The organism is Streptococcus sp. 2020WUSS089, from assembly GCF_044427405.1.
GTDB classification, from domain to species: domain Bacteria; phylum Bacillota; class Bacilli; order Lactobacillales; family Streptococcaceae; genus Streptococcus; species Streptococcus hashimotonensis.
Map to the genome: position 1 here is coordinate 33,579 of NZ_JAOTGD010000008.1, position 17,312 is coordinate 50,890.

Genomic DNA, 17,312 nt, shown 5'->3' on the forward strand with positions numbered 1-17,312 from the left:
CCTTCACAATCTGATTTTTTGAACATACTTTCAGTTGTGAAAAAAACAAGTAGCGAATCTGAGCTCACTACTTGTTTACATTTTCAATTAACCAATCTCTGCCAAGATAGCTTTGATTTGATCTTTCGTGTGGACACCAGCAACTTGTTTCACAACCTGTCCATCTTTTTTGAACAAAAGAGTTGGGATAGACATGATACCAAACTGACGAGCTGTGTTTGGATTTTCATCAACATCCATCTTGTAGATGCGCAATTCGTCTTCGTCCACTTCATCTGCCAATTGCTCCAAAATTGGTGCTTGCATACGACAAGGACCACACCATGGTGCCCAAAAGTCAACAAGGACTACGCCTTCTTGTGTTTCAACTTCAAAGTTTGCATCTGTAATAACTTGAACCATAATTTTCTCCGTTTCTGTTTTTCTACTATCATTCTACACCAAAAAAAAACAGAAAGCGAATTTTTGCTACGGAAGAGAAATGAGTTAAACCTATCTATAAAAATTTCAGTTGTAAAAACAAATGGGTAAAGCCAAACTTGTCCGCAACGATACAAGCGAGAAATGAAAAATTGTTTTGCTTATCAAATCCAATTGTAACAATGAGACAAGGTGACGGAGTAGGTGCTACGGGAAAAAGAGGGGAGATAGATGTGTTGAGAAAATAGTGACTTGGAAAAATGTATTGGTCAAGCCAAACTTGTCCGCAGGGAAACGAGGGGGAACTGGGTGACTGTTCTTCCTGTCAAATCCAGTTGTAGCAATGGGACATAGTTATCGATGAGGTGCTACGGGATGAGATATGAGTTAAACCTATCTATAAAAATTTCAGTTGTAAAAACAAATGGGTCAAGCTAAACTAGACCGCAGGGGACAATGAGAAATCACGTACCTGATTTATTTACAAAAACAGAAAAAAGTTGAAAATGTTTCAACTTTTTTCTGTTAAATCCACCACATAGGTTAATTCTTGATAGACATCTTCTATGTCAAAGAGATCCAAGCCAGCTTCCTCACTGACTACATAAACACCTTCTCTCAAATAGTAGGGAACTGGCTGACCTTCCATATCTGAAAAGGACAATCTACCTCGCTCTAAATCAATTCCAAAGCGGAAGGTTGGAACATCTTGTGGCGCTCCGACCACTAGATAATCCGAACAGACTACCTCGCCACCCCATTTCTGATACAAATGGTTAGCAGCATCGTCCTCTCTGGTAAAGATAGCTAATTTCTCTACACCTTGCTCTCTCAATTCATTCTCTGCCTGTTCAAAAAGCGCTTGTGCAATGCCCTGCCCTTGAAAATCAGGGTGAACTGCTAGGTTAGTAAAATAAGCTGTTCGCTTACTTGGTGCGTAAATATAAGACTGGCTGCACTCTTCCGTGTAAATATCGATGTCAATTAGACCAACAATTTGTCCGTCTACTTCGGCCACCCATTCCACACGATAATCATAAACGTCTGTCATTAGTTCGGGCTTCTCTGTCTCTCTATCATCAAAGAATGGAGAGAAGAGGTAGCTGAGTGCCTTACAATAAACCCAGCCTTTTTCATCACTGGTTTGATATTTTCTGATAATCATAAGAATCTCCCATCGGTTGATTGCTATTTAAACGTCACAATAGTACAGCCTGAGCCACCTGCATTTTGTGGGGCGTAGCCGAACTCCTTGACTTGCTTATTGCGGCGAAGGTACTTTGTCACCCCTTCTCGGATAACCCCTGTACCAATACCGTGGACAATGTCGACTTGTGCCAGGTTATTGAGCAGGGCCTGGTCGATAAATTCATCCAGCTCCATCATAGCCTCTTCGTAGCGTTTACCACGGAGATCTAAGCGGGCTTTTGGCCCTCGTACATTGGCACGTTTGACTGTGTGAACCTGGCGTTTCTTAGGCTGCTCTGCCTTTTCCGCCTTGACTAACTCAAACTCATCTTTGGCCAAGGTCATCTTAATCAAACCAACCTGAGCTTCCCAACGTCCATCTTTAAGCTGATTGGTCAAGGTCCCACGTTGTCCATAAGCTGTAACGATAATGTCATCGCCCAACTTGGCTTCCCGCTGAATTTTGGCTTTTTTCAAGACTTTGTTCTTAGACAAATCCACCACTTCAGGTGCCAACTTTTTCAACTCTGCCTTGGCTTCGATAATCTGGTGGGGCTTAAGACTGGCTGCAGCATGAAGATTTTTGAGAATATCCTCGCTTTCTGCCAATGCCATATCTACAATTTCCTTGGCCTCCAAACGTGCCTTGTTGAGCTCATTTTCCCGCTCACGATTGAGCTCGTCATAGAGCTTACGAAGGGCTCGGTTCATCTTGTAATTTTCTTGTTCCACATCACGAATCTTATCCAGACGCTGACGACTTTCAACCGTCTGGCTTTCCAATTTCTCGATAATGCGGTTCACATCGCTATCTGTATCCGTCCAAGATTGGGCTGACTGAATGATGATATCAGATAGTCCAAGACGGCGGGCAATTTCAAAGGCATTGGAGCGACCAGGAACACCCTGCATAAACTTATAGGTCGGACGCAGGCTATTGCTATCAAATTCCATGCTGGCATTTTCAATACCAGAGGTTTCTATACCGTAGGCCTTAAGCTCAGGGTAGTGGGTGGTTGCCATGGTCTTGATCCCCCGCAGACGAAGGTCATCCAAAATAGCCATTGCCAAAGACGCACCCTCCTGCGGATCTGTCCCCGCTCCCAACTCATCGAAAAGAATAAGAGAATCTTGATCCGCCTCCGCTAAAATCTGTACCGTGTGGGTCATGTGACTGGAGAAGGTTGATAAACTCTGCTCTATGGACTGTTCGTCACCAATATCTGCAAAGATTTCCTTGAAAATGGCCACCCGACTGCCCTTGTCAGCCAAGATAGGCAAACCAGACTGAGCCATAAGGTGCGTTAATCCCAAGGTCTTGAGCATGATGGTCTTACCACCTGTGTTGGGACCTGTTATCACGATAGCCGTCAACTGACTACCGAAATACAGGTCATTTGGTACAGGCTCAGCAATGAGCGGATGGCGAACGTTGAGAAGGGCAATATCCTGCTTCTCAGATAGTTTGGGTACAACTGCTTGATGATCACGCGCAAAGAGATGCTTAGCACGGACGAAATCAATATGTCCGATAAGCCAGGCATTGTTACGAATCACGCCACTATGCGGACGGAGCATATCCGACAATTCCTGCAAGATACGGTTGAGCTCATGGCGTTCTTCTGCACGTAGGTGACTGATTTCCTCGTTTAAGGTCACAACAGCCCGCGGTTCAATATACACAGTCGAGCCAGATGCAGAAATGTCATGGACAACCCCCGCAATCTTATTGCGATAAGTATTTTTGACAGGAAGGACATTGCGTCCATTACGACTTGCCAAAATGCTATCGGACAGCATGTCGCCCTTGTTCTTCAAAATATCCTGCATGACCTGACGAACTTGGTCTTCAGCTTCACGGATTTTTCTTCGAATACGGGCTAGTTTTTCAGAGGCAAAATCCTCTACAAAACCAGCATCATTGATGGACTGGAGGGAGCCTTGTAAATGTGGAAAAAGCTCAATCTTCTCAAAGAGTTTATCCAGCTGGCTAAGACTGACATTTTCCAGATTTCCATAAAAATCCAAGAGAGATTTAGAAACTTCCAAGACCTTTTTAACAGCTAATAGCTCAGCGATATTGAGGTCTGTATCCAATTCCAAACGACGCATGGCTGGACCGATGTCGCTAGTAGCTGACAGACTGAAATAGGGATTTTCCACAAAAATCTGAGCTATGTCTGTCAACTCGTCGAAGGCCTGTTGGATACGGTGGACTTCCACCATGGGCTCCAACTGTCGTAATTCTTCAAAGCCCTGTTCCGTCAAAAGATAGGGCTCAATTTTTTGTCTTACCTTGTGAAATTCAAGGGTTTCAATAATTTTATTATTCATATGTTCCTACTTAGTCTTTTCCTTAGCTTTATCTCATTATCAAAACAATAATAAGATAAAATATAGTCTTTCCCAGTCTCTTACATTAAGGGGATAACAGTCAACTAATACTTAATGAAAATCAGAATCAGACTTGCTCCAAAGGTTCGGGGAACCTTTGGAGGCTGGAAATAGGCGAACGTAGTGCGTTTCGCTCTAATGCAGATAGAACTCTATTCCTTTTATATTTCAAGGGAACAGGCTGAAAAGATCCACTGGATCTTTCCACTCATCAAATCAACAACGTCTGATTTTGATTTTCCAAGAGTATAAATGACGATAAAAAGGATAAGGTCTCCCTTACCCTGCTATATTACTCAACCAGAGAGATTTTAAAAAGCTACTAGTGAATGGTGTGTACTGAATCATGATGTTGGCAAGAAAACTACTGTGCAATTTATCTTGAATCATCGCTAACGGAATAGTTGATAGCAAGACCATCACAATCTGAAGAGAAATAAAAGTCACCAAGACAGCCAAGGCACCGCTTATGAGATTGGTCATTTTTGTATCAGGATTAAAAGCCTCTAATAGATGGACAAATATTCCTATAAAACGCACAATAGCGTAAACCAAGACGTATATCAAAAGAAAGGCCAATCCCGCATAAAATACCATATCTAGGTCAAAGAGATATTTCTCATCAAAATAATAGTTGGAGCTCCCCTGGGTAGCATTGGCAAATGGCACCCAGAGATAAAGGAAGGATGCCAATTTTTTATAAGTAGCCGTCGCAACCACCAGAGCAATAATACTTCCCATGCTATAAAACGCCTGTATAACTAGACCACGACTGTAGCCAATGTAGAAACTCCATGCCAAAATGAGAATAATTGCTAATGAAATCATACCTTGTCCTCAAGCTCATCTAAGTCAATCAAGGTCACATTCTTTTTCAAGACCTTTTCTTTGACGCTTGCAAGTTCTTGTTCCTTTTGTTCAAATGCCATCTCGCGTGTTAGTTGAACGGATAGAGCATTGATTGCCAACAAAAGTGCGAGGGTTTCAGGGTCCGCCGTCGGCATCTTTTCTTTGATAGCTTGGTATTTTTCCTGTGCAATACGCTCAATTTCTTCCATGAATAAATTATCATGCTCAGTTGTCAAGGTTAATTGCTTCTCGCCAAATGTAAATTTATATCGATTTAAGTTTGCCATATCTTACCTCTTCTTCTATCTATTATAGCGTAAAAAACTTGATTTGGCTAATCTCTCCTATAAAGAATGCTTTCTACGAGCAAAATCTACAAAGCGGAATTTATCAATTTTATGCTTGCTTTCTGTATATTGGAATTGCTGGGTATCACCGAGATAGACACGAGATTTAATCAAGACCAAATAATCATCCTTCGATTGCATTAGATCGCGCTCTTCTCGACTGGTCGGCTCTACCGTAATCTCTTTTTGTGCATAAGCAATATCAAGGCCTAACTTATTTTCCAGGTATTCGTAAATGGATTTTTCAGCAATAGCAGTTGTCAACTCTGGCACGACATCAACAGCAAGATAATCTGTATCCACAACAGAGACCTTACCGTCAATCGAACGTGTACGGACAACTTTCCACACCTTGCTATACGGCTCAAAGCCTGTTAAATGCGAAAGGCTACTATTAACGGTAATCATATCTAAGCTGACAACATCTGTCTTGGTAGAAAGCTGGAGAACATTTGTCAATTCCTGATAGGAAGTTAACCCTGAAACTGGGAAATTGAGAATTTCTTGCTTAAGGACCATTGAACCACGCCCTTGCACTTTTTGAATCAAACCTCCCTCAGTCAAAATCGCCAACGCCTTACGAACCGTATCACGACTAACACCATAGATTTCCTGAAGCTGCTGTTCTGTCGGTAGGGAGCTTTCTGCCGGATAAACATTTGTCCGTATTTTTTCTTTTAAGTCATTATAAATTTCTTGGTATTTTTTCATCATTTCCTCGCAAATTCATCTGTCAAATAGCATACAACTATCAACATTATAACAAAATTCATTTCAAAATTAAAAAAACTAAGCAAAAACGCTTGCATTATTTTTTGAAATCGGATACAATCATAACACAAAAGAAATTTGTCCGTACAAATTTCGGAAAAGACATACTTTTGAGAGATGTCTAAAAAATATAGGGTGACGGATTCCATAAGCCGTCTAGAAGGAAAAATATATGGGAAAATTTGAAAAAGAAGCTAAACAGCTCCTAGAAGCTATTGGCGGAAAAGAGAATGTCAATGCAGTAACACACTGTGCAACACGCATGCGCTTTGTTCTTGCAGATGAGAAAAAAGCAAACGTAAAAGTCATCGAAGACATTCCTGCTGTAAAAGGAACATTCACCAACGCTGGTCAATTCCAAGTCATCATCGGTAACGATGTACCAATCTTCTACAATGACTTTACAGCTGTGTCTGGTATCGAAGGCGTATCAAAAGAAGCTGCTAAGTCAGCCGCTAAAAGTAACCAAAATGCCATCCAACGTGTTATGACTATGCTGGCGGAAATCTTCACTCCAATCATCCCTGCCCTTATCGTCGGCGGTTTGATTCTTGGTTTCCGTAACGTCTTGGAAGGCGTTCAGATGGAATGGCTTGGACAAGCCATGAAAGACGGGCAGTTGGTCTTTGACGCTGACGGTAACCCTGTATGGAACACCATCGTTCAGATTTCTCCTTTCTGGAATGGTGTCAATCACTTCCTCTGGTTGCCAGGTGAAGCCATCTTCCACTTCTTGCCAGTAGGTATCACTTGGTCTGTATCTCGTAAAATGGGAACGTCACAAATCCTTGGTATCGTCCTTGGTATCTGTTTGGTTTCTCCTCAGTTGCTCAACGCTTATTCTGTACCTGGTACAGATGCAGCAACCATTGCCAGCGACTGGTCTTGGAACTTCGGTGCATTTAGTATTGCCCGCATCGGTTACCAAGCGCAAGTTATCCCTGCCCTTCTTGCAGGTTTGGCACTTTCTTATCTGGAAATCTTCTGGCGTAAGGTTGTTCCAGAAGTGGTCTCAATGATCTTCGTACCATTCCTATCACTTCTTCCAGCGATTATCCTGGCTCACACTGTCCTTGGTCCTATCGGCTGGACAATCGGTCAATGGTTGTCAACCATCGTATTGGCAGGTTTGACTGGCCCATTGAAATGGCTCTTCGGTGCGGTATTCGGTGCCCTCTATGCACCGTTCGTTATCACTGGTCTTCACCACATGACAAATGCTATCGATACGCAATTAATCGCGGATGCTGGTGGAACTGGTCTCTGGCCAATGATTGCTCTTTCTAACATCGCTCAAGGTTCAGCAGTATTTTCCTACTTCCTCATGAACCGTCACAATGAAAAAGAAGCTCAGGTTTCACTCCCTGCAACTATTTCTGCCTACCTAGGTGTTACTGAACCAGCTCTCTTTGGTGTCAACGTAAAATACATTTACCCATTCGTAGCTGCTATGATTGGTTCAAGTATCGCAGGCTTACTCTCTGTAACCTTCAATATCCAAGCTGCTTCTATCGGTATCGGTGGTCTTCCAGGTATCTTGTCTATCAAGGCTGAATACTGGGGTGCATTCTTTATGACAATGATTGTTGCGATTGTTGTCCCAATGATCTTGACAGCTGTTTTCAAACGTACAGGTGCATTTTCAAAAAAAGAAGAAACTGTTGAAGAAGTTGTAACTCCAGCTGAAACCGTCGTTGAAACTGGCGCTGCTATCGAATTGATCAGCCCACTTACTGGTCAAGCCAAAGAATTGTCACAAGCTACTGACCCTGTATTTGCATCAGGTGTCATGGGACAAGGTGTCCTTATTGATCCGAGCGAAGGTGTCTTGGTTGCTCCAGTTGACGGTGAAGTATCCGTCCTCTTCCCAACAAACCACGCTGTTGGTATTACTGCAGCGAACGGAGTTGAACTCCTTATGCACATCGGTATGGATACTGTTGGATTGGAAGGCAAAGGCTTCAAAGCTCACGTCAAACAAGGCGACAAGGTAAAAGCTGGTGATAAATTGATTAGCTTTGACATCGATGTCATCAAGGCTGCTGGTCTTGTTGCTGAAACACCAGTTATCGTGACCAACCAAACTGACTTTGACACTCAAGTTATCGGAAATCTTCCTCGTGCCATCTCGCAAGGCGAAGCTATTCTGACAGTTACAAAGAATTAATGTTCTAGGAGGCTGGGCAAAAAGCCCTGGCCCACTTCTCAGTGTTCGTGTCAACATCTCAGCGCAGTGGTTGATTGGCAGATTTGTTCGTGTTTCACACTCCAAATCTGACCATCACGACTGTTGCGAACAAAGTTCGCTTCATCTCCAACCTCCAAAGGTTCCCCGAACCTTTGGAGCTATGCAGGGGTGGGAGTGAAACAGTCTGGGGATAGACTGTTTCAGCTCAACAACTAGAAATAAAGACTTGTTGACGAACTCTTTTTGACTTAGTCGAGTTCTTTCCCACTCCCTATCATTGCTTATGCAAGAAGGAAAAAATTAAGAAAGAGAGAGCAAAATGACAATAGACAAACGAAAGGTTGTTTATCAAATCTACCCAAAATCTTACAAGGATACAACTGGAAATGGTGTCGGCGACCTGCGTGGGATTATTGAAAAACTTCCATATCTAAAAGAGCTAGGCATTGATATGATTTGGCTCAATCCCTTCTATCCAAGTCCTCAACGGGACAACGGCTATGACATTTCTGACTATACAGCTGTCAATCCTGATTTCGGCACCATGGCTGACTTTGAAGAAATGGTGGCTGTCGGAAAAGAATTGGGCATCGAATTCATGCTAGACATGGTCCTCAATCACTGCTCGACAGACCACGAATGGTTCCAAAAGGCCCTAGCTGGCGACAAATACTACCAGGATTTCTTTATCCTACGTGACCAACCTACTGACTGGGTTTCCAAGTTCGGCGGCAATGCCTGGGCTCCTTTTGGTGATACTGGGAAATATTATCTTCACCTCTTTGATGTGACCCAAGCCGACCTCAACTGGCGAAATCCGCATGTCCGCGAAGAACTCTTCAAGGTGGTCAACTTCTGGAAAGACAAGGGTGTCAAGGGCTTCCGCTTCGACGTTATCAACCTGATTGGTAAGGATGAAGTCCTAGAAGATTGCCCAGTCAACGACGGCAAACCAGCCTACACCGACCGTCCGATTACCCACGACTACCTCAAGATGATGAACAATGCTACTTTTGGAGCAGAAAAAGGCTTCATGACCGTTGGGGAAATGTCTGCCACCACCATTGAAAACTGTATTCTCTACACAGCTCCTGAGCGGGAAGAATTGTCCATGGCCTTCAACTTCCATCACTTGAAAGTGGACTACAAGGACGGTCAAAAATGGACCATTATGGACTTTGACTTTGAGGAACTCAAACGCCTCTTTCACACTTGGGGCGAGGAGATGTCAGCTGGAAATGGCTGGAATGCCTTGTTCTACAACAACCACGACCAACCTCGTGCCCTCAATCGCTTTGTTGATGTAGAGAATTTCCGAAACGAAGGAGCAACCATGCTGGCCGCTTCTATCCACCTGTCACGCGGAACCCCTTACATCTACATGGGCGAGGAAATCGGCATGATTGACCCCGACTACGATAGCATGGACGACTATGTCGATGTGGAGTCTATCAATGCCTACCAGATGCTCTTGGACCAAGGTCACACGCCTGATCAGGCCTTCAAGATTATCCAGGCCAAGTCCCGTGACAATTCCCGCACCCCGATGCAATGGGACTCTTCTGACAATGCAGGCTTCTCAACAGGCGCCCCTTGGCTAAAGGCTGGCAAATCCTATCCAACCATTAACGTTGAACAGGAAAAAACAGGCCCAATCTTTACCTTCTATCAAGAGTTGATTCGACTCCGAAAAGAACTCCCCCTCATCTCAGAAGGGGATTACAAGGCAGTCTACAAGGATAGCCAGAAAGTCTACGCCTTTGAACGCTTGCTGAACGGTGAGAAACTACTAGTTCTCAACAATTTCTTCGCAGAAGAGGTTGAACTAGACCTGACAGATGACTACGCCCACGGTCAAGTCCTCATCAGCAACTATCCTGACAACAAACTAGGCAAAAAAATCATTCTCAAACCTTACCAAGCATTGGCGATTCAAGTTAAATAAACGATAAAGCATCCGAAAACAACACTCTACATGTCAATTTTAATTTTCCTAAAATTAGAACCTGCCTTCGCAGCTCAGTATGTTACTTGTGAAGGCAAGTTCTTGGTTTAAGGTTTCTTTTAGGAATATATTTTATACTGTGATTTGCGCACGAAACAGCTATCTGGGGGGAGATAGTTGTTTCTTTTTTATAGTCATTTGAATTAACTTTGATACATCATCACTTTCGGCTTGCCGTACTCTACGAAAGTGACTTGTTTCGCAAGTCTTATTTTCAACCTAGAACAGCCTCTAGGCTGTTCTAGCTGCCTGCACCTCAGTTCCTTGTTTGAAAGTTAATTCATTCGACTATATTACTACATATAAAGAAATAACCGTTTCAGATAAGGCTGAAACGGTTATTTTTGTAAGTCTAATTAAAAGATACATGCACATGATCGTAATGGTTTTCTGTAACGCTACCACGGTCTGGCATCAGGTTCCATGTATAGGCTGGACCATAGATACTGTCATACGGCGCATAGAAACGCTGTTTCCAAATGATGTAGTTGATATTTTTAGAAGCTAAGTTTGCAACTGCATAAGCTGCCACTTGATCTCCTAGAGCTGAGCTCTCAGGCACCATAAAGTCAATTGCCAGACCTTTACCATGGTCTCCTGAATCACCTGCACGGTAACCAGAGAATGAGGTAATACCAAAGGCATTTGCCACTTTTACGCGGAAGGCTGCTACCTGTGGTTGCAAACCAACATCATAAGCACTTGTACTTGTTGTAGTGGTTGATAGGGCTGTCACTTGTGGAGTTTCAACTACAGGCTGTTCTACAACTTCCTCTACAGGTGCTTCTACTACAGGCTGCTCTACAACTTCCTCTACAGGTGCTTCTGCTACAGGCTGTTCTACAACTTCTTCTACAGGTGCTTCTACTACAGGCTGTTCTACAACTTCTTCTACAGGTGCTTCTACTACAGGCTGTTCTACAACTTCCTCTACAGGCGCTTCTACTACAGGTTGCTCTACAACTTCCTCTACAGGCGCTTCTACTACAGGTTGCTCTACAACTTCCTCTACAGGCGCTTCTACTACAGGTTGCTCTACAACTTCCTCTACAGGCGCTTCTACTACAGGCTGCTCTACAACTTCTTCTACAGGCTGCTCTACAACTTCCTCTACGGGTGCTGAGTCAGTAACTGATGAAATTTGATCCAACGGAATAACCGTATCCTCAACCGTTACTTGATTGGTTGTTAGGTCAACAGTTGCCTGAACGGTCTCATTTGTGTTTCCCTGAACAGGAGCTTCAATCTCAACCTGAGTCACTTGATTGTTTTGGTCAACAGTCGTCGTCAGTACCGTATCAGGGAAAATCAAGTTGACATCTGCAATTTGATTCATTTTCGCCAGCAAGTCCATATCAATATTCATAGCTGAGGCGATGGCTGATAAGGTATCCCCATACTGAACAGTATAGGTCATCTTTCCTTCTTCTTGGACAATTTCTGGGCTAATTTCAGAAACAGTACGTGGAGCCCATTCGAGGGCTAAAACATTTGTCGAAATCATCCCTGTACTAAAGAGGGAAAGAGCCAATGAAGATGTGTATAACATCTTCTTATTGTTTTTCATGATGGGTGTTTTTCTCTTGCGACGCATATGTTGTGGTTTATTTGTTCTCTTACGTTTCATAATCTTATTCCTTCTTTATTTTTGAGATGGTTCTATCTTACCTAAATCAAATCTGAAAAACAAGCCTTCAACCGTTCTTTTAAATAAACTGTCTCCACTATGTAATCTTAGGACTTTTCTGTCACACAATCAATATAAATGTCATCTGACTGTCATATTATTAGATAATACTAAATGACGATAAAAAAATGAGAGTAAGGTAATAACCCAATAATTGGCTACTAGCTCACTCTCATTTCTATTTTCGGATTAGTCAAATCCCTACATTTCTTCAGGGTAAACCAAGCCCCATTCTTTACGGAGTTGGGTCATGATGTCCATGACATCTTGGGTGTAGGCTAGGTGCATGGTGTTTTCGATGCCTGCGACAGCTTTTTCCATATCCGCCACTTCATAAGAAAGAGCCTTGGCTATCTCGCCCGCTTCGATTACTTCTTGACTACCGTCTTCAGTATAGGTAATGACTGCCTTCTGACCGCGAGGGTACTCGTAAAGCTCGATGTAGCCTTTATCGTAGGCAATGGTGCCCCGTTTTGGCTGTTTGGCATGGAGGGTCAGGGCGATGGTCGCCATTTCTCCTGCATCATTGCTGAGCAAAATCCCTACCTGCTCGTCCACACCTGTCGGAGCCAATTTGACCTGGGACAAGACCTGATTTGGCTTTTCCGTCATAAACCAACGGACAAAGGACAGAGCGTAGACACCAATATCCAAAAGGGCACCGCCTGCCAAGTTTTTATTGAAAAAGCGGTTGGTCATGTCGTATTCCTTGTAGCTACCAAAGTTCATCTGAATCATCTTCAACTCTCCAAGCTTGCCACTGGTAACCACTTGGCTCAACTGACGATAGATTGGCATATGGAAAATGGTCATGGCTTCTGCCAGGATAACCTGATTTTCTTCTGCCAGTTGAATGGCTTCTGCTAATTCTTCTGAATTAAGCGTAATAGACTTTTCACAGAGGACATGCTTTCCAGCCTTCAAGGCCTTTCTCAAATAATTGATATGGGTATTGTGAGGCGTAGAAATGTAGATAATGTCTACTTCAGGATCCTCAAACACTTCATCGATTTCTCGATAAACTTTCTCGATGCCATATTTTTGCGCAAATTCCACACCCTTGTCATAGGTACGGTTGGCTACCGAATAAAGATTTCCTCCCATAGCCTGCAAGGCCTGAACCAATTCGTTGGCAATGACACCTGTTCCCAGAGTCGCCCATTTATACTTCATTTGCACTTCCATAGTGTACCTCACTTTCTTCTACCATTATAGTAAATTCCACCCTTTTCTGCACACTCTAACTAGCATTTGTGTTACAATAAGAACATGAATACCGTTGTACTAAAGGCATCTACCCAGCAAAAACAAGCCATGATGGCTCACTATGACCGCTATCGGCAGACCAGCAAAAATCCTTACATAGAAGCATTTTTCAAACTGACCGGTGCCAGCTTGTCCATCTACACTTCTGGAAAAGTCGTTTTTCAGGGGGAAATGGCAGAGCAAGAAGCAGGGCTCTGGGGCTATGAGCCAGAAAAGTCTGGACAGACGACCATACCTGGTCAAAACCTGCCCATGATTGGTACAGATGAGGTTGGAAACGGGTCTTATTTTGGAGGTTTGGCAGTCGTTGCTAGTTTTGTCCGCCCAGAAGACCATGCCTTTCTCAAGTCGCTTGGTGTGGATGATTCCAAGAAAATGACAGACCAAAAAATCTGCCAAATCGCCCCTCTCTTAAAAGAGAAAATCCCCCACCAAGCTCTGCTATTGTCACCGAAAAAATACAACGAAGTCATCGAGCAAGGCTACAATGCGGTGTCTGTAAAGGTCGCCCTACACAATCAGGCTATTTTCCTACTCTTGCAAAAGGGTGTCCAGCCTGAGAAGATTGTCATTGACGCCTTCACTTCCAGTCAAAATTATCAAAAGTACTTGAAGAAGGAAGCCAATCAATTTGCCAACCCCGTCACTCTAGAAGAAAAGGCTGAGGGCAAGTATCTGGCTGTGGCAGTATCTTCTATTATTGCTAGAGCTATGTTTTTAGAAAATCTTGTCCAGCTTGGTCAACTAGTTGGGATGAATCTACCGTCTGGTGCGGGCAGTAAATCCGACCAAGTCGCAGCAAGCATCTTAAAACAATATGGCATGGCTGGTCTCAACCAAACTGCCAAACTCCACTTTGCCAATACGCAAAAAGCACAAAAATTATTGAAATGAGGAAAAAATATGGGAGCAATCCAAAAAACAAAACGCTCACCACTAGTCGCCTTCTTAGCTGAATGGGGCATCTTTTTACTGTTTATGGCAGCTTTTTTTGCCAGTCGTTACTTTATCTGGAATCCTGTCTCTGTCGATGGCCATTCCATGGACCCAACGCTTCAACACCAAGAAAAACTCATCATGCTAAAAACGACCTCTATCGACCGCTTTGATATTGTTGTAGCCAGCGAGACAGACAGCGATGGCAAGGAAAAACTGATTGTCAAACGTGTGATTGGTATGCCAGGTGACACTATTCGCTACGAAAACGATGTCCTCTATGTTAACGACCAAAAAGTGGACGAGCCTTACTTAGATGAATATCTCGCTGCATTCCAGAAAGATAAACTTCAAGAAGTCTATTCTTACAACAAACAATTCCAAGCTGTGGCCCAATCTGCTGAAGCTTTCACACAAGATGCCAATGGTTACGTAGACTTTACCGTGACAGTCCCAGAAGGACAATACTACCTGATGGGAGATGACCGCCTTGTCTCACTAGATAGTCGTAGTGTAGGAACATTTTCCCGTGAAAACATCAAAGGAGAAGTTGTCTTTCGCATGTGGCCTTTCAATCGTATCGGGACTGTTGATTAATACAAACAAGTTTGGAGCAATCCGTTCCAAACTTCTTTTCATTATTATTGGAACTAAACTCTATGAACGAAGTGTATGTTACCGGTACTATTGACCGGATTATTTTTGAAAATCCTAGTAATTTTTATAAAATCCTTCTCCTTGAAATCGAGGAAACTGACGCAGACTATGACGACTACGAAATTATTGTGACCGGAACGATTGCCGATGTCATTGAAGGAGAAGACTATCGTTTCTATGGCAATCTGGTCACCCATCCCAAGTATGGTCAGCAGCTGCAAATTTCTCGCTACGAACGTAGCAAGCCTACCTCAGCTGGTCTGGTTAAGTATTTCTCCAGCGACCATTTCAAGGGAATTGGACGAAAAACAGCTGAAAAAATCGTTGAGCTCTATGGCGAGGATACCATTGATAAGATTTTAGCTGAACCTGAAAAACTAACCCAAATCACAGGCCTATCCAGCAAGAACATGCAGGCATTTGTGGAGAAACTCCGCCTCAATTATGGCACCGAGCTGATCTTGGCAAAACTAGCTGAGTATGGCATTCCCAATAAATTGGCCTTTCAAATCCAAGACCAGTATAAGGAAAAAACACTTCAGATTATTGAAGAAAACCCCTATCAACTGGTCGAAGATGTCCAGGGGCTCGGCTTTACCATTGCCGATAGGATTGCGGAAAATCTAGGAATTGCCAGCGATTCCCCCCAACGCTTTCGGGCAGGTATGCTCTTTAGCCTCATTCATCGCTCCATGGAAACAGGCGATACCTATGTGGAGGCCAGAGACTTGCTGGAAGCAACCCTTGAACTGCTGGAAAAATCCCGCCATACAGAACTAGACCCTGCCGCGGTTGCCCACGAGTTGACGGGACTGATTGCAGACGACAAGGTACAGCAAGAAGGCACAAAGATTTTTGACAACAGCCTCTACTTTGCCGAACATGGTATCCATAAAAACCTGACCCGCCTGATGGGAAAAAATGGTTTCAAGCCCTTCCCACGCGCAGACGTTGAGGCTGCCATAGCAGAGCTGGAAAGTATGTCTTCCCTAACCTACGATGACATTCAAAAAGAAGCCATTGTCCAAGCCATTACCAATCCGCTTTTCATTCTGACAGGCGGACCAGGAACTGGAAAGACAACCGTTATCAACGGAATTATCGCGGTCTATGCCATCTTGCATAAGATTGACCTGACTCGCAACCGAGAAGAATGTCCTGTCCTCCTTGCCGCTCCAACCGGACGAGCAGCCAGACGGATGAATGAATTGACAGGCCTGCCTTCTGCCACCATCCACCGCCATCTCGGTCTGGTAGAAGGACAGGAAGAATCCTACCGTGATGATTATTTGGATGCCGACTTTATCATCGTGGATGAGTTTTCTATGGTAGATACTTGGTTGGCAAACCAGCTCTTCCAGAACATCTCCTCCCAGACCCAAGTTCTGATTGTCGGCGATGCGGAGCAATTACCTTCTGTCAGCCCCGGTCAGGTCCTAGCTGACCTCTTGAAAATCGACAAGCTACCCAGCATCACTCTGGAACGCATCTACCGTCAATCCGATGATTCGACTATTGTTACCCTAGCCAGCCAGATTCGCCAAGGGGCCCTGCCTAGCGATTTCCGTGAGAAAAAGGCTGACCGCTCCTATTTTGAAGCACAAAACGAACAAATTCCAGCCCTGATTGAACGCATTGTCGGCGCAGCTATCAAGTCAGGTATCCCTGCAAACGAAGTCCAAATCCTCGCACCTATGTACCGTGGTGCCGCAGGCATTGACCAGCTCAACACCATGACCCAGGCCCTGCTCAATCCCCTAGAAGACGGAGAGCTGGAATTCCTCCACAACGAGCAGGCCTTTCGTCAAGGCGACCGAGTCATCCACCTAGTCAACGATGCTGAGGCCAATGTCTTCAATGGTGATTTGGGCTACATCACCGACCTCCTGCCTGCCAAGTACACCGACTCCAAGCAGGACGAGATTACTATCAACTTCGACGGTAGCGAGGTCACCTATCCCCGTAACGAATGGTACAAGATTACCCTGGCCTATGCCATGTCCATCCACAAGTCCCAAGGCAGTGAGTTCCAAGTGGTCATCCTTCCCATTACCCGCACCAGCCACCGCATGCTCCAGCGCAACCTGGTCTACACCGCCATCACCCGCTCCAAGAGCAAGCTCATCCTCCTAGGCGAAATCTCCGCCTTTGACTACGCCGTCAAAAACGCCGGCACCGTCCGAAAAACCTATCTGGTCCCACGTTTCCAAGGGAAAATGGCAGAGCAGGACAGTAAGGAAAGCCTGACTGAAAACAACGAAAGCAAAACAGCCACACAAACCCAGCCCCCTGCCCAGTCAGATAAGCCAAAACAAACAGAGCCCGTAACAGAAAACAGCCAACAACTGTCCCTTCTTGACCAAGACCAGCCAGAAAAAACAAGTGGACAACCCAGAGAATATATTCTGACGGCGGACAACCTGTTAACCATCGACCCCATGATCGGCATAGATCAGGCAGATATTGAAGAGTTTTTTAAAGCATAAAAACCAGCAAGTCAGTAGATTTGCTGGTTTTACTCTTCTCTAGTCGTTTCGTTTGCTTATTAGTACAAGGCAACGATAGGCTGGCTACTTCAACAGTCCAGTAGAGCGTTTGAACTCG

General features: G+C 44.1%; 13 protein-coding genes. 5 read left to right on the forward strand and 8 right to left on the reverse strand.

Annotation, left to right across the window (positions count from 1 at the left end):
• Positions 1–87: 87 nt before the first annotated feature.
• The 6 genes from trxA to treR form a co-directional block, all read right to left on the reverse strand.
• Positions 88–402: a thioredoxin gene (gene trxA, locus ODU46_RS07220; protein ID WP_012775426.1), complete on the reverse strand. Its 315-nt coding sequence runs from the start codon at positions 400–402 to the stop codon at positions 88–90.
• 529 nt (positions 403–931) lie between these two features.
• Positions 932–1,585 (reverse strand): GNAT family N-acetyltransferase, encoded by a 654-nt coding sequence (locus tag ODU46_RS07225; RefSeq protein WP_114867000.1) that lies wholly within the window; start codon positions 1,583–1,585, stop codon positions 932–934.
• Between the two features lie 23 nt (positions 1,586–1,608).
• Positions 1,609–3,942, reverse strand: coding sequence for an endonuclease MutS2 (locus tag ODU46_RS07230; protein WP_253219138.1), 2,334 nt, complete (start codon positions 3,940–3,942; stop codon positions 1,609–1,611).
• Between the two features lie 339 nt (positions 3,943–4,281).
• Positions 4,282–4,830, reverse strand: coding sequence for a CvpA family protein (locus tag ODU46_RS07235; RefSeq protein WP_044758571.1), 549 nt, complete (start codon positions 4,828–4,830; stop codon positions 4,282–4,284).
• Positions 4,827–5,138 (reverse strand): hypothetical protein, encoded by a 312-nt coding sequence (locus tag ODU46_RS07240; protein ID WP_002935948.1) that lies wholly within the window; start codon positions 5,136–5,138, stop codon positions 4,827–4,829. The genes ODU46_RS07235 and ODU46_RS07240 overlap by 4 nt, the downstream gene beginning before the upstream one ends.
• Before the next feature lie 57 nt (positions 5,139–5,195).
• On the reverse strand, positions 5,196–5,909 hold the full coding sequence (gene treR / locus ODU46_RS07245) for a trehalose operon repressor (protein ID WP_044683691.1): 714 nt from the start codon (positions 5,907–5,909) through the stop codon (positions 5,196–5,198).
• 232 nt (positions 5,910–6,141) lie between these two features.
• On the opposite strand from treR, the gene treP reads away from it, so the two are divergent.
• Together treP and treC are read left to right on the forward strand one after the other, a co-directional pair.
• Positions 6,142–8,136, forward strand: a complete 1,995-nt coding sequence (gene treP, locus ODU46_RS07250; protein WP_398579446.1) for a PTS system trehalose-specific EIIBC component — start codon at positions 6,142–6,144, stop codon at positions 8,134–8,136.
• Positions 8,137–8,476: 340 nt separating this feature from the next.
• Positions 8,477–10,102, forward strand: a complete 1,626-nt coding sequence (treC, locus tag ODU46_RS07255) for an alpha,alpha-phosphotrehalase (RefSeq protein WP_398579447.1) — start codon at positions 8,477–8,479, stop codon at positions 10,100–10,102.
• A gap of 412 nt (positions 10,103–10,514) precedes the next feature.
• On the opposite strand, the gene ODU46_RS07260 is transcribed toward treC, so the two are convergent.
• Together ODU46_RS07260 and ODU46_RS07265 are read right to left on the reverse strand one after the other, a co-directional pair.
• A complete protein-coding gene (locus tag ODU46_RS07260) occupies positions 10,515–11,789 on the reverse strand; it encodes a LysM peptidoglycan-binding domain-containing protein (RefSeq protein WP_398579448.1) in 1,275 nt (424 codons plus the stop codon).
• Between the two features lie 261 nt (positions 11,790–12,050).
• Complete coding sequence (locus ODU46_RS07265; protein WP_205041332.1) at positions 12,051–13,034, reverse strand: Gfo/Idh/MocA family protein; 984 nt, start codon at positions 13,032–13,034, stop codon at positions 12,051–12,053.
• A gap of 84 nt (positions 13,035–13,118) precedes the next feature.
• On the opposite strand from ODU46_RS07265, the gene rnhC reads away from it, so the two are divergent.
• The 3 genes from rnhC (at position 13,119) to ODU46_RS07280 (ending at position 17,194) form a co-directional block, all read left to right on the forward strand.
• Complete coding sequence (rnhC, locus tag ODU46_RS07270; protein ID WP_205041333.1) at positions 13,119–14,009, forward strand: ribonuclease HIII; 891 nt, start codon at positions 13,119–13,121, stop codon at positions 14,007–14,009.
• Between the two features lie 9 nt (positions 14,010–14,018).
• Positions 14,019–14,648, forward strand: coding sequence for a signal peptidase I (gene lepB, locus ODU46_RS07275; RefSeq protein WP_024402030.1), 630 nt, complete (start codon positions 14,019–14,021; stop codon positions 14,646–14,648).
• Between the two features lie 62 nt (positions 14,649–14,710).
• Positions 14,711–17,194, forward strand: coding sequence for an ATP-dependent RecD-like DNA helicase (locus ODU46_RS07280; RefSeq protein WP_205041334.1), 2,484 nt, complete (start codon positions 14,711–14,713; stop codon positions 17,192–17,194).
• Positions 17,195–17,312: the final 118 nt, after the last annotated feature.